The 19961-nt window shown below is 67.8% G+C and carries 21 protein-coding genes and 1 pseudogene; 10 read left to right on the forward strand and 12 right to left on the reverse strand.

Annotated features, from left to right (window positions below):
• Positions 1 to 31: 31 nt before the first annotated feature.
• Complete coding sequence (locus CUT39_RS12405) at positions 32 to 2983, reverse strand: AfsR/SARP family transcriptional regulator (RefSeq protein WP_100446972.1); 2952 nt, start codon at positions 2981 to 2983, stop codon at positions 32 to 34.
• Between the two features lie 302 nt (positions 2984 to 3285).
• On the opposite strand from CUT39_RS12405, the gene CUT39_RS20800 reads away from it, so the two are divergent.
• The 3 genes and pseudogenes from CUT39_RS20800 to CUT39_RS12420 form a co-directional block, all read left to right on the forward strand.
• A complete protein-coding gene (locus CUT39_RS20800) occupies positions 3286 to 4272 on the forward strand; it encodes a hypothetical protein (RefSeq protein ID WP_100446974.1) in 987 nt (328 codons plus the stop codon).
• A 276-nt stretch (positions 4273 to 4548) separates the two neighbouring features.
• Complete coding sequence (locus CUT39_RS12415) at positions 4549 to 5757, forward strand: chymotrypsin family serine protease (protein WP_100446976.1); 1209 nt, start codon at positions 4549 to 4551, stop codon at positions 5755 to 5757.
• Between the two features lie 94 nt (positions 5758 to 5851).
• Positions 5852 to 6640, forward strand: a pseudogene (locus CUT39_RS12420) (inositol monophosphatase family protein); the annotation flags it as partial.
• A 71-nt stretch (positions 6641 to 6711) separates the two neighbouring features.
• Here CUT39_RS12420 and CUT39_RS12425 read toward each other — a convergent pair.
• Positions 6712 to 7314: a CGNR zinc finger domain-containing protein gene (locus CUT39_RS12425; protein ID WP_100447124.1), complete on the reverse strand. Its 603-nt coding sequence runs from the start codon at positions 7312 to 7314 to the stop codon at positions 6712 to 6714.
• Positions 7315 to 7383: 69 nt separating this feature from the next.
• Between CUT39_RS12425 and CUT39_RS12430 the strand changes: the two genes are divergently transcribed.
• Positions 7384 to 7773 carry a RidA family protein gene (locus CUT39_RS12430; protein ID WP_100446978.1) on the forward strand — a complete coding sequence of 130 codons (390 nt, stop codon included), beginning with the start codon at positions 7384 to 7386 and terminating at the stop codon, positions 7771 to 7773.
• A 95-nt stretch (positions 7774 to 7868) separates the two neighbouring features.
• Here CUT39_RS12430 and CUT39_RS12435 read toward each other — a convergent pair whose 3' ends face one another.
• The 3 genes from CUT39_RS12435 to CUT39_RS20355 all read right to left on the reverse strand — a co-directional run bounded on the left by CUT39_RS12435 (position 7869) and on the right by CUT39_RS20355 (position 10463).
• Positions 7869 to 8120, reverse strand: a complete 252-nt coding sequence (locus tag CUT39_RS12435; RefSeq protein WP_100446980.1) for a DUF397 domain-containing protein — start codon at positions 8118 to 8120, stop codon at positions 7869 to 7871.
• A complete protein-coding gene (locus CUT39_RS12440; RefSeq protein ID WP_100446982.1) occupies positions 8110 to 8949 on the reverse strand; it encodes a Scr1 family TA system antitoxin-like transcriptional regulator in 840 nt (279 codons plus the stop codon). Before CUT39_RS12440 ends, CUT39_RS12435 begins: the two co-directional genes overlap by 11 nt.
• A 494-nt stretch (positions 8950 to 9443) precedes the next feature.
• Positions 9444 to 10463: a hypothetical protein gene (locus CUT39_RS20355; RefSeq protein ID WP_157930652.1), complete on the reverse strand. Its 1020-nt coding sequence runs from the start codon at positions 10461 to 10463 to the stop codon at positions 9444 to 9446.
• A gap of 271 nt (positions 10464 to 10734) precedes the next feature.
• Here CUT39_RS20355 and CUT39_RS12450 point away from each other — a divergent pair, with 271 nt between their 5' ends.
• Complete coding sequence (locus tag CUT39_RS12450) at positions 10735 to 11082, forward strand: DoxX family protein (protein WP_100446986.1); 348 nt, start codon at positions 10735 to 10737, stop codon at positions 11080 to 11082.
• Position 11083: 1 nt separating this feature from the next.
• Here CUT39_RS12450 and CUT39_RS12455 read toward each other — a convergent pair whose 3' ends face one another.
• Both CUT39_RS12455 and CUT39_RS12460 read right to left on the reverse strand, forming a co-directional pair.
• Complete coding sequence (locus CUT39_RS12455) at positions 11084 to 11344, reverse strand: hypothetical protein (protein WP_157930653.1); 261 nt, start codon at positions 11342 to 11344, stop codon at positions 11084 to 11086.
• A gap of 220 nt (positions 11345 to 11564) precedes the next feature.
• Positions 11565 to 12680 carry a cysteine desulfurase family protein gene (locus CUT39_RS12460; RefSeq protein WP_100446990.1) on the reverse strand — a complete coding sequence of 372 codons (1116 nt, stop codon included), beginning with the start codon at positions 12678 to 12680 and terminating at the stop codon, positions 11565 to 11567.
• Positions 12681 to 12822: 142 nt separating this feature from the next.
• Here CUT39_RS12460 and ctaC point away from each other — a divergent pair, with 142 nt between their 5' ends.
• Both ctaC and CUT39_RS12470 read left to right on the forward strand, forming a co-directional pair.
• Positions 12823 to 13770 (forward strand): aa3-type cytochrome oxidase subunit II, encoded by a 948-nt coding sequence (gene ctaC / locus CUT39_RS12465; protein ID WP_100446992.1) that lies wholly within the window; start codon positions 12823 to 12825, stop codon positions 13768 to 13770.
• Positions 13771 to 13782: 12 nt separating this feature from the next.
• Complete coding sequence (locus tag CUT39_RS12470) at positions 13783 to 14229, forward strand: cytochrome c oxidase subunit 4 (RefSeq protein ID WP_100446994.1); 447 nt, start codon at positions 13783 to 13785, stop codon at positions 14227 to 14229.
• A gap of 46 nt (positions 14230 to 14275) precedes the next feature.
• Here CUT39_RS12470 and CUT39_RS12475 read toward each other — a convergent pair whose 3' ends face one another.
• The 4 genes from CUT39_RS12475 to CUT39_RS12490 all read right to left on the reverse strand — a co-directional run bounded on the left by CUT39_RS12475 (position 14276) and on the right by CUT39_RS12490 (position 17113).
• A complete protein-coding gene (locus tag CUT39_RS12475) occupies positions 14276 to 14710 on the reverse strand; it encodes an NUDIX hydrolase (RefSeq protein ID WP_100447126.1) in 435 nt (144 codons plus the stop codon).
• Positions 14711 to 14800: 90 nt separating this feature from the next.
• Positions 14801 to 15040: a hypothetical protein gene (locus CUT39_RS12480; RefSeq protein ID WP_100446996.1), complete on the reverse strand. Its 240-nt coding sequence runs from the start codon at positions 15038 to 15040 to the stop codon at positions 14801 to 14803.
• A gap of 364 nt (positions 15041 to 15404) precedes the next feature.
• Positions 15405 to 16226 (reverse strand): class I SAM-dependent methyltransferase, encoded by an 822-nt coding sequence (locus CUT39_RS12485; RefSeq protein WP_100446998.1) that lies wholly within the window; start codon positions 16224 to 16226, stop codon positions 15405 to 15407.
• The gene (locus CUT39_RS12490) at positions 16223 to 17113 is read right to left on the reverse strand and encodes a squalene/phytoene synthase family protein (RefSeq protein WP_232805738.1); all 891 of its coding nucleotides are present in this window, start codon (positions 17111 to 17113) and stop codon (positions 16223 to 16225) included. Before CUT39_RS12490 ends, CUT39_RS12485 begins: the two co-directional genes overlap by 4 nt.
• Positions 17114 to 17251: 138 nt before the next feature.
• On the opposite strand from CUT39_RS12490, the gene idi reads away from it, so the two are divergent.
• On the forward strand, positions 17252 to 17866 hold the full coding sequence (gene idi / locus CUT39_RS12495) for an isopentenyl-diphosphate Delta-isomerase (RefSeq protein WP_198587083.1): 615 nt from the start codon (positions 17252 to 17254) through the stop codon (positions 17864 to 17866).
• Between the two features lie 700 nt (positions 17867 to 18566).
• Here idi and CUT39_RS12500 read toward each other — a convergent pair.
• Positions 18567 to 18770 (reverse strand): hypothetical protein, encoded by a 204-nt coding sequence (locus CUT39_RS12500; protein ID WP_157930655.1) that lies wholly within the window; start codon positions 18768 to 18770, stop codon positions 18567 to 18569.
• A 653-nt stretch (positions 18771 to 19423) separates the two neighbouring features.
• Here CUT39_RS12500 and CUT39_RS12505 point away from each other — a divergent pair.
• Both CUT39_RS12505 and CUT39_RS21815 read left to right on the forward strand, forming a co-directional pair.
• The gene (locus tag CUT39_RS12505) at positions 19424 to 19657 is read left to right on the forward strand and encodes a hypothetical protein (RefSeq protein WP_157930656.1); all 234 of its coding nucleotides are present in this window, start codon (positions 19424 to 19426) and stop codon (positions 19655 to 19657) included.
• Between the two features lie 56 nt (positions 19658 to 19713).
• Positions 19714 to 19947, forward strand: a complete 234-nt coding sequence (locus tag CUT39_RS21815) for a hypothetical protein (RefSeq protein ID WP_408611142.1) — start codon at positions 19714 to 19716, stop codon at positions 19945 to 19947.
• The last annotated feature ends 14 nt before the right edge of the window (positions 19948 to 19961 follow it).

Consider the following 19961-nt stretch of genomic DNA (forward strand, 5'->3'; position numbering starts at 1 on the left):
AATCCATTCCCGGCTGAAGCAGCAGACTACTTCAACCTTCCTGGACCACCTTGACACCCAAAATATCTGCCAGACCCCCGGATCTCCGGGCAGCGGTGAGGGCCGATTCGGATCGGTGGCGCCATAGGCGATCGGGCATCGACTCGTAGAGGGTCACGGCCTTCTGACCTTCCTCGATCGCTTCGGCTTGGTGGCCAGCTTGGGTGTGGATCTTGCAGAGCACCAGTGCGCGCCGAGCCTCCTCGGTCGGACGGAGGCGCCCCTCGTCGTTCTGGAATGTCTTCCGAAGATGGGTCATCGCCTCGTCGGACCTGCCGCTTTCGGCCAAGGTCTCGGCGAGGAAGATTCGGACTCGTCGCGCCATACCCGTGCGCTGTGTGGCTTCGGCATCGGCGAGCGCCTGCTCCAACAGGGTCAGGGACTGAGAGTATCGGCCGCGCATCCGGAGCATTTCTCCGCGCATCCTCGCCGCCAGGATTTTGAAACGGACGGCGTTCTCCTCGTTTGCGAATCGCTCCACTTCGTCCAATGTCGCTTCGACCGCCTCCCAGTGGCAAAGGTCGAGGTCCAGGAGCGCCGCCGTGAGGCGGCAGTCCATGACGTCCACGCGGTTGCCAGCGGCTTCGGCGATTTCGATCGCTTCATTGACCAGTGCTTCGGCGCGTCCGTGGTTGCCCATGGCGCGTGCCAGGTGCGCCACGCATCCCAGGTCGCCGCCCAGCCGAGCCGCGTTGACCGTGCGGCCGATCGCCACCGCCTTCTCGCCGAACTCCATCGCTTCCCGGTACCGGCCGAATCCGTACAGCGCCACGGCCATGTCGCCGTATGCGGCAGCGGCTTCGGTGTCCGAGACCTTCTCGGCCGCCGCGGCTGCGAGCCGCGCATGGTGCAACGCGTCGGTGTACTCTCCGGCCGACCACAGGACCTGGAATCGAGTCGAGTGCAGCTCGTAACGCATCGATGCGGCTTCGACTTCGGCTTCGGCCGGCAGAGCCGCCTCGACCTCGTTTCGGACGCATTTGGTGCTGAACGCCAAGGGCGCGAACATCGACAGCGGCCTGGCCAGCCGCACCGCCCGGCGGTGCCCGGCCCACCGGCGCACCGCCGCGAGCACGTTGTCGAACTCGAGTGCCTTCATCGTCCCGGTCCTCGAGTAGTACCAGTCGGTGTACCGGTCGTGGACCGACTCCTGCACCTCCTGCTTCAGCTCGCCCCGCGCAAGTTCATCCACGTAGGTCTTCACCAGATCGTGGAAGCGGCTTCGCCCTGCGCCGTCCGGCTCCAGCAGCGAGGCGTTCTCGACGCGTCGGATGGTGCTCACCGCACCGCGCAGGTCGGTGTCGGCGATTTCCGCGGCGAGTTCGTGCGGGAAGCCGCTGCCCGGCAGGAGACCGAGCTTCATCAGGAAGTTCAATGTCATCGCGTCGAGCCGCCGCAGCGAGCCGTCGAACGCCGACCGCACCGCCGCCAAGGGATCGTCCTCGATCTCCAGCGCCGACAAACGGTCGGCCCCCAGCTCTTCGCACAGGTCCGCGATGCCGACTCCCTCAGCGTCGAGCAGCCGCGAGGTGGCTATCCGCAGTGCCAGCGGGAGATGTCCGCACTGCTCGCACATCTGCTCGGCCGCTTCCGGCTCGGCCGCGACGCACTCGGTTCCGAGCATCGCGCCCAGCAAGTCCAAAGACTCGGTCGTCGTCAACGGTTCGAGTCGGAGCAGGGCCGCGTCCTCGCGGACGGTGAGACCGGAAAGTCGGTTCCTGCTCGTCACCAGGGTCGCGCTCCCGCCGGCGCCGGGTAGCAGCGGCCGCACCTGTGCCGCGTCCGCGGCGTTGTCGAGGACCACGAGCAGTCGCCGGTCAGCGGTCATCGACCGGTACATCGCCACCGCCTCGTCGATCGAGTCCGGAACGGCCGTAACCGACAGCGACCGCAGCACGTGCGTCAGCGCACGCCCCGGCGGCATTGGGGCCGACGCGTCGGCCCCGCGGAGGTCGACGTACAGGTGCCCGTCGGGGAAGCGTTCTCGCTCCCGATGCGCCCACTCCAGGGCCAGAGCGGTCTTGCCCGAACCGGCCAGTCCGGTGATCGCGACCAGGTGCCGTGAAGCGGGTTCGGACATGATTTCGGTCAATCGTCGAAGTTCACCGTCGCGGCCGGTGAACGTCCGCGGGGCGCTCGGCAGTTGGGCCGGTCGAGGGGCCGTATCCCGATGCGGCGCTTCAGGTCTCTGCGGCGCCTCCTGGAGCCGCACCTCGTCGCGCAGGATCGCTGTGTGGAGTTCGCGGATCTCGTGGGGCGGGTCGATGCCGAGGTCGTCGGCGAGCCGCTCCTGGAACCGCTGGTAGGCGTCCAGCGCATCGGGGGTCCGGCCGAGGCGGTAGAGCGCGGTCATGAGCTGCCCGACGATCCTGGACCGGTGCGGGTGGTCGGCGCACAGCCGCTGCAGTTCGTTGACGACCCGTTCGTAGTCGCGCTCTACCCGTGTCTCCAGGTCGATGAGGTCCTCGATGGCGACGAGCCTGGCTTCATCGAGGGAGTGGGCCGCAGATTCGAAGTACTGGCCGGTCAGGTCGGCCAGCGCCTGCCCGCGCCAGAGGGCGAGCCCGTCGCGGAGGTATGCGAGCGCAGTCGCGAGTTCGCCGTTGGCGCGGGCGTCTTTGGCTAGCGCGACCGACTCCTTGAACCGTTCGGCGTCGCATTGGTCGGTGTCGACGTTGATCGTGTAGCTGCCGGCGGTGTGCGTCAGCAGGTTCCCGCAGTCGAGTCGCCTTCGGATCAGGGCGGCGGTGTTCTGGATCTGCCTGCGGGCCGTCTGCGGCGGGTCGTCGGGCCACAGTGCGTCGACCAGGGTGGAGGTGCTGACGGCCCATCCGGGTTGCAAGAGCAGTGCGGCCAGCATCCGGGTCGGCGCCTGTCGCGGAAAACGTACGGGCTCGCCGTCGCGGAGGATCTCCACGGGGCCGAGGAGGCGGAATTCGAGCATGGCCGTCCCCTTTGGGTCGGTGCCGACACCGTGGTCGAAGTGCTGTTCGGCCCGGTACCGGCGGGTCGATTGCCACCGCTCGTAGGCGGTTCGCGTGCTGTCGTCCTCTATAGGCGCGTTTGCGGACCTTGCACGTTGCGATTAGTGGTGAAGACCACATGATGGCGATCCCAGTCAAACGTATCCGTGCTGGACCGTTGCCGCAATTCCAGGCGGAGCCGCATTGGCGGCCACGCCCTACCGTGGAAGACCATCCCTGATGGAGCACTTGTCCCGATTGGTCCCCTGCCTTGGAGCCCTCTATGTCGACGCCGTTGCTGATCGCCCACTACGTCGTCTCCGCCGCGGTCCCGGTGCTGGTTCTGGTGCTGATCCTCTGCTCCAGGCGGTTCCCGAGTGCGGAGGCCGCGGAGGAGGCGATCCGTGCGACCGGGGAGCTCGGACTCCGGCACTTTGCGGCGATCTCCGGTGGTCCGATTCGGGCGATCGACGCGCGCATCGTCGCGCTGCTCGAGAAGGGACTGCTCACCTTCGCCGAACAGCGCCGGTTCGGCCGCGAGCCCAAGCTCGTCCTCGTGATCGCCGAGGGCGTCGATCTCGACTCGCCGGACTTCGACGAATCCGATCGCAGGATCTTGCGCCTCCTCGCCGAGCACCCGGGCGACCTGCGGGACGCCAGGAAGCGGATCGGGACCGAAGGGCACCTGCCCGAGGCGACCTGGCTCCTGCGACACCGGCTGGTGTCGACACGGGCCGGCCAGCGCGCCTTGATCATGCTCGGCACGCCGGTGCCCTCGGCGTTGACCGCATACCTGGCCTACAACATTTCGAAGGCCCGGCTGGACCCGTCGGAGCACTGGAGGTTCTCCGTCGATTGGGGAGCGCAGATGTTCCACCTTCCCGCGCTCTCGATCGTCGCGGCGTTCATCCTGATGAAGATCCTCTCCATGATGGTCCTCCATAACGGCCGGACCTCGAAGGGAACGGCCGTATACAAGCTGCTGATGCCGCGTTTCGCGGGCTACCGGTCGCAGAACGCGCGGGTCGCCTGGTGGGGCCTGTCGGCGATGAGCGACCACGAACTGCTCCGCAGACTGAAGGCCGACGGGATCAGAGACTCGAAATGGGTCAAGCTACATCGGACCCGAGGCGGACCGGTCGCCGGTGCCTCGGGTGCTGGCGGCTTCAGCGTCTCGATCGACGTCGGAATGGACGGCGGCGGAGGCGGCGGTGGCTTCTCCGGCGGAGGCGACGGCGGCGGTGGTGGCGGCGGTGGGGGAGGCCCGTAGTCGGGCCAGCGGGCCGATCGCGCGCCTCCGGCGGCCGTGGCACCGTGTGTCGCATATCCGACCAATGTCGACCCATCCAGGTGCCGTGTTGTCCGCCTTGCCTCGGTAAACGCCGATGAGACCCGGGCTAGCCTCTCGGACTGATGACACAAAGGACTTGAGTTGATCTTCATGTAGCTATAGCGTTACTCATTGTTCAGGTCACCATGCCTGCAGTCGGGCCCGACTCTCGTAGAACCACCTCTCTTCAACGCACGAGCAGATCGGACGCAATACATGAAGAGTCCCATCGCGAAGCGCGTGTTCATCGCGCTCGTGGCCCCCGGACTGCTGCTGGCTTCGCCGGCCGCGGTCAATGCCCAAGAAGAAGATCCGCCCCCGGAAGACGGCTACCAGAGCCCCGAGGAGAGCCTCGAAGACGACCTCCGCATCACCGCCGAAGCCCGCGGCTGGAGCTTCGAGGAGGCCGAAGCCCAGTACCGCGTCGCCGAGGCGATCGGCGAGATCGCCGACGAGATCGCCCCGGAACGCCTCGACGTGTTCGTCGGCACCGCCCTGTCCGAGAAGTCCGGCGGCCCGCCGACGCTCTACATCAAAGGCGAGGCCGACGACTACATCTGGCGCGTGATCGAGGAAAGCGGCCTCGACGTGATCGTCGCCGAGCACCAGCCGTTCTCGTTCCTCGAACTCGAAGAGCGCAACCAGCGGCTCAACCAAGAGCTGATCGAACTCGGCTACGAGGACCTGTCCAGCGGCTTCGACATCACCGACGGCCGGATCGCCACCGAACTCGCCGCCCAGCCCGACCTGCCCACCGACCCCGACGAGATCCGCGAGCGGCTCTCCGAGGAGTTCCACAAGGGCGTCGACCTCGAGGTCGTCGACCGGCTCGGCAACCGTACCGAGCACGCCTACGGCGGCTCCGCGGTCTACGACGACGGGAACTTCGAATGCACCAGCGGCTGGACCGTCATCAGCCCCGAGGGCGTCACCGGCGTGACCACCGCCGGGCACTGCACCGGCATCAACCAGCTCTACCAGCCCAACTGGGGCTTCAACGATCTGCGCTTCCAGCGCCAGCACCGCGGCTACTGGGGCGACGTCGAGTGGCACATCGCCCCGTACCACGTCGAACCGGCGGAGTTCTACGCTCACCCCAACTACCGGCGCGACACCCTGTCGGTGGAACCGTGGTGGGGATTCTCCGTCGGCGAGTCGATCTGCATCTTCGGCCGCTCCACCGGCTCCCGCCAGTGCTCGCTCGACGTGCAGAACCCCTGGTGGTCGTGCACGCTCGGCGGCTACTACACCCAGAGCCTGGTCCGAATGGACGGTGACGTCACCATCGGCGGCGACTCCGGTGGCGGCTGGTCGTGGAACAACCGCGCCTACGGATCGCACGTAGGCGACTGCAGTTGGCAGAACGTCTTCTCCAGAGCCGACGACTTCGACGAGGCGATCGGCGTGACCGTACGCACCAAGTAGCCCCATCGCATGTGGCTGCGGCCCTGCGGGAGCGCAGGGCCGCAGCCCTTTCGCCGCGCGAGTCTCCTACTCGCGGCCCGCGTAGCCTCGTCATGTGGATCCGAAGAGCCTCAGCGACGCCGCGCTGGCGGTCGCTGCAGTGAACGCGGGAGCCGAGGTAGTGGGCGAGATGTTCGCCGGCCCGCTGGAGCGCTTCGAGAAGTCGCCCGGGGATTTCGCCACCGACGCCGACCTCAAGGCCGAGCAGGCGATCCTCGATATCCTCCGCGCCGCCCGCCCGGACGATGCGGTGACGGGGGAGGAGAGCGGTCGGACCGGAGCGGGCGGCACCGACCGGAGGTGGCTGGTCGACCCGTTGTGCGGGACGGTCAACTACGCGGCCGGGCACCTGCTGGCCGCTGTGAATGTGGCCCTGCGGGACGGGGCGGGCATCGCCGCGGCGGCCTCGGCCGACCCGGCGACCGGCGAGGTGTTCTGGACCGATGGCGAACGGGCCTTCGCGCGGCGTGACTCCGGCGACGAGACGCTGCGTCCCGCGTCTTGGACCGGCCTGGTGGACGTCAACCTCGATGTCCGGTACACCACCGTGCCCGGATTCACCGGTACCGGACTCCTCGCCGATCCGGCGTTCGCCGAGCGGTTCGGACCCCGCGTGGTCTCCTCCACGCTGGCGGTCGCGTGGGTGGCGGCCGGGCGTCGGGCGGCCTATGTGACCGACGGGCCGATGCGGGACAACGTGCATTTCTCCAGCGGCATCGCCCTCTGCCGGGCGGCCGGATGCGTCGTGACCGACCTGCGTGGTGAACCGGTCGGCTCGGGCGAGACCGGACTGATAGCCGCCGCCGACCGCGAGACCCACGAAGCGCTGATGGCGATCGTCCGGCGCACGGAGCGTTCGTTACATGTTGCACCCGAACTCGGCGTCCGCCGTACCCGTTCACCGCCGAGGCACTGTCACCGGTCGGCGGCCCGCCGAGCCCTGTGTGCTCGGACCTTGTGCCGGTTGCCGCACCGTTCCATCGAGCACCATCGTCGTGCGCCGGGACGGGAGGAGTCGACGAATACCAGCGGGCAGTTTTCGCCCGCGCATTCGCGGATGCGCTCGGCGAGCGGCCCCGAGAGCAGTTCGATCATTTCCCGCGCCAGCGTCGACAGCGCCTGCGCCGCCTGCACCGGCGGTGCCCACTTAGCGGTGGTGCCAGCGGCGGCGAGCTCTGGGGCAAGCGGCGCGGCGGCGGCGACCCGGTTGATGCACATGACCGCCGCCTCGGGGAGGGCGCGGCCCGCGGCGCGTGCGTGTGCGGTGTCCCAGATCGCCTGGCGGAGCGTCTTGGCGGTAGCCAGCTCGTCGAACGTGACGGGGACTGTCGTCACCACCGACAGTGGGGGCTGCGCCAGCCATTCGCCCAGGTCGACCGGCTCGTGGAGGGTCTCGAACACCGCGTACCGGCCTTCACCTCCGGTGTGGGCGAAGTCCAGGCACGCCGCACCGGCATCGAACCAGAACGATCCTCCTTTGGGATCGTGCAGCCGCTGTCCGGTCGCATTCCGTCGCATGAAACCAGTATATTAGGTTTCACAAGAAGGAACCCCTATAACCGGTTACACTGATCGAGGAGGCGAATCGTGCAGATGCGGCACATCAATCCGGAGGGACTTCAGCGCAGCCCGGCGTTCAGCCAGGCCGTCGTGGTCGAAGAACCGACGAAGACGATCTACATCGGCGGGCAGAACGGCGTCGACGCCGACGGCAAGGTCGTCGGTCCCACGGTCGGGGAGCAGAGTAGGCAGGCGTTCCGCAACCTCGCGACGATCCTCGAAAGCGAGGGAGCGAGCCTGGCGAATATCGTGCACTGGAGAATTGCCACGGTCGAGGGCGAGTCGTTCGACGAGGGCGTGGCCGCCTTCCAGGAGGTGTGGAATCGGGCCGACCCACCGCCGGCGATCACGGTCCACGTCGTCTCGGCCCTGGCTCCCGGAGCCCTGGTCGAGATCGACGCGGTGGCCGTGGTCTGAGCACGCGGAGGTCAGAACGGCAGGAAATCGTCCGGCAAGACATGCCACCGCTCGGCTGCAGAGTCGGTCGCCTTGGGGCCGTACGGGAGGTCGCCTTAGCCGGCGGCGTTGATCAGGGCGGCGAAGTCGTCGGCGGAGAGGTCGAAGACGGGGGAAGCTGAGTCCAGCTTCGAGTCGCGCAGGTGGAAGCCGTCGTCGGAGCACGGGGCGACCTCGACGCAGTTGGTGTCGTTCCCGCCGCCGCTGCGGGTGCTCTTGCGCCAGGCCCGACGGATCTCGACGCAGCTCGTGTCGTTGCCACCCCCGCTGCGGGTGCTCTTGCGCCACGCGGTCACGTCAGTAGTCATTGCGGTACTCCTCATATCGGATCGCTCTGGGCCACCTCTTCTGGCGGAACTCATCGTACTTCGCGATCCTGGAGGGGTTCGGAATGAGCCAACTCGAATCGTGGATCTCGGTGTAGACGAACGGCGGACCTGCGGAGCTGCTGGAGCCCTCCCCGTAGATCTCAAAGTTCCCCTGCCTGCTTGCCCAGGGATCGGTCAGCACCTTGATCTCCCAGCCGGGTCGACGGTCGCAGACGTCGAGGAAGTCCAGTTGCTCGTGCTGGATCTCCTCGGGCTCCCTCTTGAGAAGCTGGAAGGCCGCCTCTCCGATGAGGAACTGGATCTTCAGTTGGTCCTGCCGGTCCTCCAGCACTCGACGCCGCTCTGTTTTGAAGCGCCACCCGCCTTCGAAGTAGTCATCCGAGGAGATGAGCTCGGACTTGCGGACGACCGAGAAGTGGAAGCCCTGCGTCTGGAGCGGACCGGGGATCAGGACCGAGTCCCACTTGAAGATGTCGCCGTAGTGCGCCTCTCCCAGCGAGAGGTACATGGCGTTGAACCGCATGTCGGCCTCGATCGGGATCGGCTCGCCCTTGTGCCGCGCCCTGGCGACCTTCTTCATGTAGCCCCTGAGTTCGGAGCTCATGCCGGTCGCCTCGGCGAGGGCGTCGATGCAGGAGTGCGGGACGTCGGTCTTGCCCAGCTCCCAGCCGCGGATGGTGTCGTCGGAGCGTCCGATGGCGTCGCCCAAGTCCCTCTGGGAGAGTCCGGCGCTATTCCGAGCCTTCCTCAGCATCCTCCGGAGAAAGAACCGACCCATGTCCGGTCTCCGCATGATCGCCTCCCGCATCGTTGCGCGTTGGATTTCGGTCTCTCACTATGACACAGTCCAATTGCCTGGTAATCAACTGGAAAGTCGGTGGGGGAGAAAGCGACCGTGAATATTTCGAGGTGGAATCCTCCTGGTTCGAAGTTGGGGTAGCGGCCTTGCGTTTCCATTTCTCTTGTTGCCGTGCAACGGAAGATGCGTCTATGTTGAAGTCAGTCGCGAGCACGCCAGAGGTTCGCGACCGGTGGGGATGCGCCCGGGAGCCAGCGACCTCCCGATCCACAAGCGGCTCCCGGGCGCTCTGACGATCGGATATCAGACATTCCGAAATGGATTCACGAATGTGCGGTCTGAGTGCGTCGACTCCCCCCATCGGAAGGGATGAACACTCGGGCGCGGCGGTCGGTCGTTGCTAGCCGTCCCCTGGCCTCACAATGGCCGCCGCGCCCGACCACCGGGTGAGGAATCGGCGGGGTCGATCGGTCCACGGGACCGACCGGCCCCGCCGACTCGGATCAGGAAATCGGTGCGGCGGCGGAGGACTGGGCCGAATGGACGGCCCCGGCGACGTCGGTGGCGAGGCTGTCGCGCCCGGCGGGGCCGAACAGGTCGTCTTCCAGGAAGACGACCTCGCTCAGGCGGCCGTTCCGGTCGACGCCGACTCGGCAGGCACCCGAGTCGGACTTGACCTGGATCTCGGTGCGCTCCAGCACCGCCGGCGCTTGCGGATCGGTGATGCCGAAGCGCCGGTTGGTCGCCTCGCGGCCCGCGGCCCGCTCCCGCTCGGCCACGTTCCAGGCGCACATGATCGCCTCAGCCACGCCACGGCCGTCCTTCCGCTCGATTCCCGCGTGGAGCTCGAGGCCCCGCAGATCGCCTGCGAAGTCGAGCGCGACCGACGCATGGCGGTCGGGGTCGGAGCCGGTGAACTCGCTTTCGGCGATCTCGGAGCGCATCTCGAGGTACCGGCGGTCCAGCTCCGCCAGTTCGTCGCTGAGGACCTCTTCACCGGTGGCGGCCTCGCCTTCGAACTCGGGGATGGTCTCCGGTTCCGGCTCGGCCTCGGGTTCGGGTTCGGCTGGGGCGCTTGGGCGCTGCGGAGCCTCGGGCCGGGGCGGCTCGATGAGGCCGATGATCGTGGCCGACTCCGCCACGATCTGCTCCGCATTGGCCTTGGCCTGCGGGTACAGCTTGGCGAGTTCGCGGATCACCAGGTGCTGCGCCGTCCGGAGCTGCTGCTGGTTCATCCCCGACCGCCGGTCCGCGTTCTCCAGGACCGTCCGCAGGACCCGCTTGACCCCGCCGCCGTAATCCGGATGGCGGGCGGCGATGCGCCTGATGAGCCGGTCGACGTCGTCCTTGATGAACTCGCCGCCGAAATGATGGGAGACCATCACCGAGAACACCGTGTTCACCAGCCCGTAGTAGGCGGCATGCTGCTCGGCCGGAAGATCCCGGTAGGCGGTGCGGTCGGCTCGGCTGCCGGTCCGGATGTACGAGGCGAGCGAGCTGGCACCGGGAACTGCGTCGGTCATGTGCATCCACCTGGTCTCGACTTCTGTGCGGCACGGTCAACCCGGAGGCGGGTCCGGCCATGCTACTCAGCGGCGTCCACCGGGAGCGCCGATGACCTCGGCCGCGACCGGCTCGCCTCGACACCCCCAGCGCCCCGTCCGGGATCGGTCACCCCCGGTGAAGGACCGGGCGACTCCGTCCACCGCCACCGCGCCGTCTCCGATAGGCTTCGCCGGAGGCGGGATCGGGCGGCAGGCCATCCGCCCGGCCTCAGACCTCGGAAGGAGCGCCATGTTCACCGCCACCGTCGTGCTCACCGTGATCCTCGCGCTGCTGATGGGCAACTCCGGCATCGGCAAGTTCCGCCGGCAGGCCCTGATGATGGACACCCTCGAAGAGGTCGGCGCCGCCCGGATAGCCGACCCGCTCGGGATACTCGAGATCGCGGGCGCGATCGGCCTGCTCGCGGGCCTGTTCTGGTGGCCGATCGGCGTAGCCGCCGCCATCGGCAGCGCGCTCTACTTCATCGGGGCGGTCATTGCCCACCTGCGAGTCGGCCACCGCCAGGGCACCCCGCTGCCGACGCTCCTGGCGCTGGCCGCGATCGCGATCCTCGTGCTGCGGCTCCTCACCGCCTGAGTTAAATGCTGTTCATGTACTGCTCGGCGGTGGTGTTGCCGGCCTGGAACGTCGTCATCGCCTCGGTGAGCCGCTCGATGGCCTCCTGCCACTGGCCGACCGCCTCCCCGGGCATGGAGCTGGACGTGTCCTGAGTCGTCGAACTCATCGACTCGATGGCGCTCTCGCCCTGGGTCTGCGCGTTCGTCACCGAGGCGATCGCCTCGTTCGCCTGCTCCATCGCCGCCTGAATCTGGGCCTTGATCTCCGCTGTAGTCGCCATCGCCACCGGTCTCCTTCTCGCTCGCGGGTTCGTGTTCACCACCGGCACGGGCCGCCGCAGAATCGTGCCGCCTCATACGCCGACTCTCACGGTACCGGACCACGGCGATTCGCAGCGTCCGCGACCCGGACGAATTCCCTTGCCCGGCAGCAAGATCAACCCCATAGAGAAGCAGGGGCGCCGGGCTCGGAACCAGTGGGAAATCCCGAGCCCGGCGCGTCTATGAGGCGATACGCCGAATGTCCGCGACGATGCCCGGCAGCACGTCCAGGAAGCGTTCGACCTCGTCCTCGGTGGTCTCGCGGTGCAGGGAGATCCGCACGTTGCCGTGGCTGAGCACGCCCATCGCCTGCAGCACGTGCGAGGGCCGCAGCCTGGTGGAGGCGCACGCCGAACCCGAGGAGACCGCGAAACCGGCCTTGTTCAGCTCGCCGAGCAGGACCTCGCCGTCGACGCCCAGGCAGGAGAAGGTGACGATGTGGGGGAGCCGGTCGTCCGGGTCGCCGGGCAGCTCGACCTCGGGGATCGAGGCGGCGATCTCCCGCCGCAGGTGGTCGGTCAGGTCCCGCATCCGCTTGGACAGCTCGTCGCGCTCGGCCGCCACCGCCCGCAGCGCCGCCGCCGCCGCGACCGCGGCCGGCACGTCGACCTCCCCGATCGCCTCCTGCAGCGAGGAGTCCTCACCGGGGAACGGGTTCCGCCAGCGCGTGCCCTTCCGGACCACCAGGACCCCGCAGCCCGACAGCCCGCCCCACTTCTTGGCGCTGGCGGCCAGGACCGACCATCCGGCCGGGGCCGGTTCCCACGGCAGGCTCGCGGCCGCGTCGCACACCAGCGGCACGCCCTCGGCGTTCGCGGCGATCTCGGTGATCGGCTGTCGGGTTCCGACCTCGTGGTTGGCGCTCTGCACGGCCAGCACGGCCGCGTCCTCGACGCCGGCGAGCGGGTCGGGATCGACCCGTCCGAGCCGGTCCACCGGGAGCTCGACCGAGGTGCCGCCGGAGCGTTCATGCCATTGGGCCGCGTGCAGGACCGACGAGTGCTCGACGGCGCCGTGGGCCAGTGCGCCCGGTTCGCTCCGGGCGGTGATCACGCCGAGTATCCCCGCGTGCACGGCCTGCGTCCCACTGGATGTGAAAGTGACCTCATCCGGCGCCGCGCCGAGGGCGTCGGCGACCGACCGGCGGGCGGCCTCCAGGAGCATATGCGAGCGTCGGCCCAATGTGTACAGTCGTCCCGGTCCGGCCCATCCCTCCGACAAAGCCGCAGCATAGGCGTCCTGGGCGGCGGGGTGCGGCGGCTGAGCGGTCGCACCGTCGAAGTACGTCTGCGTCACCTGTCAAATGTAGAAGACGCCGGGCACCGGTCCCAACCCCTTGCGACCGGCAATCCGGGCCGGGCAGTAGGCTCTGAGCCGTTAGATCTGCGTGCCGCCGCCTGCCCAGGCGGCGACTCGGCAGCCAAGCAGTGAGAAAGGCATGAGACAGGTGGTCGGAAAACCGTCCCGGGAATCTCGCGGCCGAACCCGCCGCGCCATAGGTCTCACCGGCATCGCCGCGCTGCTCCCCGTGGTACTCGCAGGGTGCAGTTATGAGGACGCCTTCTACTTCGGGTGGCCTCGTCTGCGGCCCACCGACCAGTCCGAACTGATGTTCGACCTCTGGATCGGCGCCACGATCGCCGCGCTCGCGGTCGGCGTCATCGTCTGGGGCCTCACTTTCTGGTGCGTCGCCGCCTACAAGAAGCGCGACCAGAAGCTGCCCGAGCAGGAGCGCATGGAGGAGGAAGACCTCCCGCGCCAGACGAAGTACAACCTGCCCGCCGAGCTCACCTTCACCGGCCTCCCGGTCATCATGGTCCTCGTCCTCTTCTACTTCACGGTGATCGTGCAGGACGAGGTCACGGCGATGAGCGACGAGCCGACCTCCTGCACCAACGTGACCGCCTTCAAGTGGAACTGGCAGTTCACCTACGCCGACGAGGAGTGCGAGCCGATCACCGACGCCTCCGGCGAGCCGGTGACCGAGACCGGCAGCTCCGACTACGTCCCGATCGTCGTCGTGCCGAACCAGGAGGACGTCCGGTTCGAGGCCACCTCCGAGGACGTCATCCACTCCTTCTGGGTCCCGGACCTGCTGTTCAAGCGGGACGTGATCCCCGGCAGCGAGGCACAGACGCAGCGGTTCGAGGTCGACTTCAACTCCGAGGGGACCTTCGTCGGCCGCTGCGCCGAGCTGTGCGGCGCCTACCACGCGTTCATGAACTTCGAGATGCGCGTGGTCTCCCCGGACGACTACGAGACGTTCATCGACGCCCGCGCGGGCGGCTCGACCACCCCCGAGGCGCTCGAGGCGATCGGCCAGGACGGGTACGCGCAGACGACCGAGGTCTTCGACACCGACCCCAACTCGGGCGAAGCGAGCTAAGGAGAGCGCAGCATGAAGACCGAGAACCGCCTCTTCCTGATCGTCATGGTGGCGATGTTCGCCTTCGCCGCCGGCTACGGCTACTGGACCTACATCGACGAGAACCCGGCGCACGGCCACGTCGGGCAGATCGAATGGGTCGGCACCATCGCGCTGCTGATGTCCGGGCTGCTGACCGGGATGATCTGGGCGTTCTTCTGGATGATCTCGCGGCGCATCGACCCGCGGCCCGAGGACCGCCCGAACGGGGAGATCGCCGACGTCTCCGGTGAGGTCGGCTTCTTCAGCCCCGGCTCCTACTGGCCGCTGGGACTGGCCGCCACCGCGGTGCTCGCGGGCATCGGCGTGGTGTTCTGGCTGCCGTGGCTGATGGTCGCCGGCGGGATCACGGTGCTGCTGGCCACCGGCGGGCTGACCTTCGAGTACTACACCGGCACCCGCAAACTCGGGCCGGAGTAGCGGCAAGCTTGAGCGAAGGCCCGGCGCTCCTGCGCCGGGCCTTTCGTCATTCGGCCAGTGGTCCCATGCCGTAGTTGGACAGGAGCCGGGCGGTCGCGCGGGTCGTCTCGGGCAGCTCGGCGGCCGGATGCCAGGCGGCGTCCCACACCTCGTGGCCGTCGACGCTGATCTGCGTGGTCTGCGGGTCGCGGACCAGGTGGAAGACGTTGTCGACCCACCGGCCCTTGGTGTGCACCACCGCGCAGGGGTCGGCCGGGGCCAGCTCCTCGAGGTCGGCCTCGATGCCGGTCTCTTCGGCCAGTTCGCGCCGCGCTCCTTCGATAGGCTGCTCGCGCCGGTTCAGCAGTCCGGCCGGGAGCGTCCAGCGCCTTCCGGGCGGCTGGCGCAGCATCAGCAGGTGCTCCCGGGCCTGGTCCATGACCAGGACTACCGAGCCGAGGGTGTAGGTGGGGGTGACGATGCGGACGATGCGCCGCCGCATCGGGTGGGGGAGGCTGTAGAAGACCAGCCCGGCCGCTCTGCGGATCAGTGGGGCCCGGCGTCGCTGCACAGAGGGAGTCACCGGCACACCCTATCGGTCCACCGGGCCGCGTTTCCGGTCGTCCTCGACCGGTGCGTCGCCGGTGCTGCGGGTCCCAGATCGCGGCCTGCGGAAGCTGAGGGCGGTGAAGACCCCCGCCAGTTCTCGCAGGATCGCGGGGCGCTCGCTGGGCTCGCTGCCGCGGAGCGCAAGGACGGCGACGAGCGCCGCGACGACGGCCGGTATCGCCGTCGCCGCGAGGATCCAGAACCCGAGACTCAACGCGGCCATACTTCAGGGTAAAGCTCCGGCGCGTCGTGCAAGCTACCGTGCTAATGCACGTGCATATGCACGGATTGATTCACGGGCGCTCGGCCGGTAAGATGTTTCGCCGCCCATTCGCCTGCGCCGGAACGACTGTGGCTCCGGGGCCAGGGGTTCCGGCAGTGAAGCAAGCGTCCAAGGCGCCACTGCATTCGGTGAAGTCCCAGCGCGACCCTCACGGCCGCGTCCAAACGTCGCGACGACGTGTCGGATATCCGACGCTCTGGGTCCGCGCCCGAGGGCGGCAGTGCGCTGGTCGCATCCCACAGCGGTGCCGTCGAACCCGCGCCGGTGAGCTGGAGGAACCGCGGCCGTTGCCGGCAGGGCTCGTTCAGGTTCCCGATCGGTCGAGGTCGGGGCGTTCTGCGGTCATGAGCACATAGCCGGTCTCCGGCTGCGCACCGAACGCTTCGACGGTGTCGGCGGCGGCCGCCAGGCGGTCGGTCGCCTCCGCCGGGAAACCCTCGACGTTTCGCAGCGCTGCGGCGAGAACGTCGTAGGTGGGCCGAACGCCGCGGCCGATGTCGTCGCTCCCGATCACGCTCATGCCCGCGTCCTCTAGGTATCCGCGGAAGCACTGCATGTCGGGCACGCGCGAGAGCCCGAACGTCCGCTCAAGTGCCGTCGCCGTTGCGAGGACCCGGTCATGAAGTGGTCCACGCATGCAGATATCGGCGATGACGAGTCGGCCCCCCGGCCGCAGGACTCTGGCGATCTCGGCGACGGTCCCGGCGCGGTCGGCTTCGTAGAGGAGTGTGTCGACGGCGTATGCCCCGTCGAAGGTCCCATCGGGGAAGCAGAGCTGATCGACCGGACCGTGATGGAAGGTGACCTGTCCCTCCCGAGCGGCCGGCGTCCGGGCCGCCGTGAATTGGGCGAGGCTGGCCGTGACTCCGGCGACGCGGGCGCCGCCGGCCGCGGAGATGCGCCTCGCCGGTCTGCCGCTGCCGCACCCGATGTCGACTATCCGCGCTCCCCGAGTGGCGGCCAGGCGCCCGGCGACGAGGTCGGTCAGGCGGTCCGTGGCCGCACCTATGGGCTCGGAGCCGGCCGGTTCGATCCAGTAACCGAAGTGGGTGTTGCCTCCCAGCGCGCGCGTGACCAGCTCGGTGATCGGATCCCACAGGTCGCCCAGCTCGCTTCGGCGCGTCATGTCCGAGCCACCTCGGCCGACGGCGGTAGCACCGAACGGGCCTTGTTCAGAATGCCGTGGCAGAAGTCGCGGCCGGGGCAGTGCCGGGGAAGCGAGTCCACGAACCGCTCTCCCAGCGATAGCTGCCGCTGAGCGTACCGGCGCATGTCGGCTTCGGTCCACCCGTCCGGCCACAGATCCACGCCTCGCGCGAGGTCCTCCTCCCGGTCGCCGTAGACATTGAGCGCTTGGAGCGCACGGGCGTAACCGATACCGAGACTGCGATCCACCGGCGTGCCGTCGAACCACGTCCACAGATCGCACAGCAGCAGTACCACCGTCCCGATGACGGCGTAGGCATAGCGTTCGAAGTCGGCCTGGGTTCGGACCGGCCATCCGTCCGCCGCCCACGAGGCCATCCGCTCGGCCATCGTCGCGGCCGTCTCCTGGATCCGCGGCGCGATGTCCACCGGCGACAGCTCCATCCAGTCGCCGATCCTCAGACTGACATCAGGCAGTCGCCCCTCGCAACCGTGCAGGGGAACGGAAAAGTCGGGCTCTCGCCGCTGCTCCTGCAGTACCCCGCTGATGCCCCGCAGCAGTCGTACCCGCGTTTCGACGGACAGCCGCGGATGGTCTTCGACCTCGTCGATCGCTCGGAGCAGCAGGTAGGTCGAGGACACCGCGCGGTCTAGCCCCGGAGGCAACTGCAGGATCGATTCGTACCAGGTGCTGCTGAACCGACCGATGACCTCGTACGCGTCGGCCAGCTCGGGCGGTGAGTCGCGAGTGGTCATGTGACCGGCGCCGACGCTGAGACGGCGCTTCGGGCGCCGAATCCGAGCTCGAGCCGTGGAGTCGGATGGACGCCTTCCATCGAGTGCCGCAACTCGACCACCGCCTGCCATGAACACCAAAGATTGAATATCTGACATATACATCATAACGCAAATTCGCCGCATATCAGACCATCGATTCGATCGCGAAGCGGAGCACGTCCGGGGATGTGCGGAGGCTCGGCTCGCTCCTTCTTCGATTCGCGGCCCATGCTGGTGATGCGGAGCCCCGGGCACTGCGATACCATCGGTGACCTGTCGATCACGGGAGGATTCGTGGGCGATGCGGCCGAAGCGGTCGTGCTGCTCGGCGACGACGGCACGCCGATCGGTCGCGAGCGCAAGGACCGTGTGCACGGGCCGGAGACGCCGCTGCATCTCGCGTTCTCCTGCTACGGATTCGACGCCGAGGGACGTCTCCTGGTCACCCGGCGGTCGTCCGCCAAGCGAGCCTTCCCCGGAGTCTGGACGAACACCTGCTGCGGGCACCCCGGCCCCGGCGAGTTCATGGAATCGGCCATCGCACGGCGCCTGCGCTCGGAACTGGACGTCGAGGCCCGGACGCTGGTGTGCGCGCTGCCCACATTCCGGTACCGGGCGGAGTCGAACGGAGTGGTCGAGAACGAGATCTGCCCGGTCTACCTGTGCCGCATCGACGGCGACCCCGCACCGGCCCCCGAGGAGGTCTCCCGGTTCGCCTGGATCGACTGGTCCGAGTACGTCGCCCGTGCGAGGCGCGCCGACTCGGACCTGTCGCCGTGGACCCGGCTCCAGGTCGAGCAGCTTCGACGCTGGGGTCTGGCCGAGCGCTACCTGACCGGTTGACGCAGGGCTTGCTCAAGTTCCTTGACCGCGCGAAGGGCCGGGGCGCCTGACGAAGTAGGCAGCAGGGGCCGCCCGGATCATCGTGGTGCTGAAGCCGGACCATCGAGAAGGCATCCCGCGCCCGCCCGATCGGACCCTCTTGTTCGGACCGGCAGGACGCCCAGGCGGTCGAGCAACGGAGGGCCGAACCCGTTCCCCCGATCGCAAGCGGTCCCCGCTCGGTGCGCTGCGCCGGCTCCAGAACCTCCCCGCGACGGTCGAACGCTTCCTCGGCCACCCCGAACTCGCTTACATCCGTGCGGCTCAGCCAGAATGGAACCCGGACACCCGACCTGGGCGTTCCGGACCAACGGCGCCCCGGCGCGCCCCGAAAGGCAAGCTCATATCCGAATCGGAGGAATGCTGCCGGTGTGTGCGGGCAACCGCCCCTGCGGCGTTCGAACATGGGGGACGAGTCGGCCGGTACGCCGGATAGGTTCGCGGAACTTCTCCGACTCCAGCTCATCGAGGGCGGATGGCAGTTGACCTGGTAATTCGAACAGTCGTTGTCAGTCGTTGTTGGTCAGCATAAGTCGCTCTGGAGCGCCCCCAGCGCGCCCCTGCGCCCCGAACGCGCCCCCATGGGGTGTGCTGGTGCCAGGCGGGGCTGTCTCAGAAAGTGCTGCCAAGACAGCCCGCGCACAATGCCAAGGTGAGAACTCTACTCTTGCTTGGGAACGACCGTTATGAAGGTATTCTCTCCGTTATGCCCCACATACCGGATATCCACCAGTCCAGGGACCTCGATTCGCACGCAGTCCTCCTTAGCGTGCATTCGCTGGTCCTTGGGATGGTTAATCCGGGGGTCGTCCTTCATCTCCGCGATAATCTGGCGTGCCTTGGCAACCTGATCTGATCTCTCCACAAGGGTCTCCTCTCGATCGGTTTGGCCATTGTCGCGCACCGCTCGTCAGGGGGATCCATGTAGGGGGGGTCCTCCAGAGCCTCGATATGGGTGAAGTCAACGGCGGTGTCACCTTGTCTGAGTCCGACGACGGAGTCGGCGGCGGTTACCTGGATCCGCTCGGGCGCTGGTGAAGGTGCCCGCCGGTCTGCTGGCTCACCGGGGTCCCGGACGCCGTTCGTGTCGGTCTCGGGCTCGACGCTGCCCGGAGTCCCCCGCCGGCCTCCACGTCGCCGGACGGATCGACGTGTGCCGGCCGCTGCGGTCTCCTCGTTGTCGCTGCCTTGGCGCCCCTGCGCCCACCTGTAGTGGTGTCGGTCGTCGTGCTCGGCTTCGGTTCAGCGCGCACTGCTCCCGCTGGCGCCGCCGCCGGACGGGACCGGCGCCAGCCGCACGCCCGGCCGAGCGGCGCGCGCCAGGCGCGCGAAGCGCGCCCTTGATGATGTATAGAAAGTTTGAACACGAGCTATGCCGAAGCCGGACGGCTGCAAGGGGATACGGGCTATGGGTTGGTACTGAGACGGGTCCTGAGTCTTGCAGGCGGGGCGATGGGATTCAGACTGTGACGAGTTTGAGGCTGGCGTCAATGAGGTATCACGGCTAGAATCACAGGTATGAGTACAGGAAACGTCACAGTCTCGCTGGAATCAGCGATAATCGATATGGCGAAGCAACAGGCGGCTGCCGCGGGTATGAGCATGTCAGCCTGGGTTGCTCGCACGATCCGGAGTGCCACCTTCGAGGAGGCGGCCCGGCGGTATGCCGAGTTTGATGCAGATGATTCGGACATGTCGGCTTGGGATGCCGAGCATGTGTCTTCGGATCGTCTGGCTGGTGCTGAGTGGTAAGGCAGGGCGAGTTCTACGACCATGAGCTGAGGGGACACCGGTACCGGGTGCTTGTAGTGAGCTCGGATGCTCATAACGCGGTGGGAATGCCGTGGGTGGTTCCACTGCGGCGTAAGACTATGGACGCTCCGCCGTACCTGGTGGCCCTATCTGAGGCTGATCCGCTCGGTGGTACGGCTGATATAGGACGACTGGCACAGGTCAATGTGAGTGGCGATCCTATCGGGTTGGTCGCGGGTGCGACTATGGATCGCGTGCGTAACGCAATTAATGACATCTTCGCCGGATAGTGTATTAACCTTTC

Origin of the sequence: Glycomyces xiaoerkulensis, from assembly GCF_002798405.1 — a bacterium.
GTDB lineage: Bacteria > Actinomycetota > Actinomycetes > Mycobacteriales > Micromonosporaceae > Glycomyces > Glycomyces xiaoerkulensis.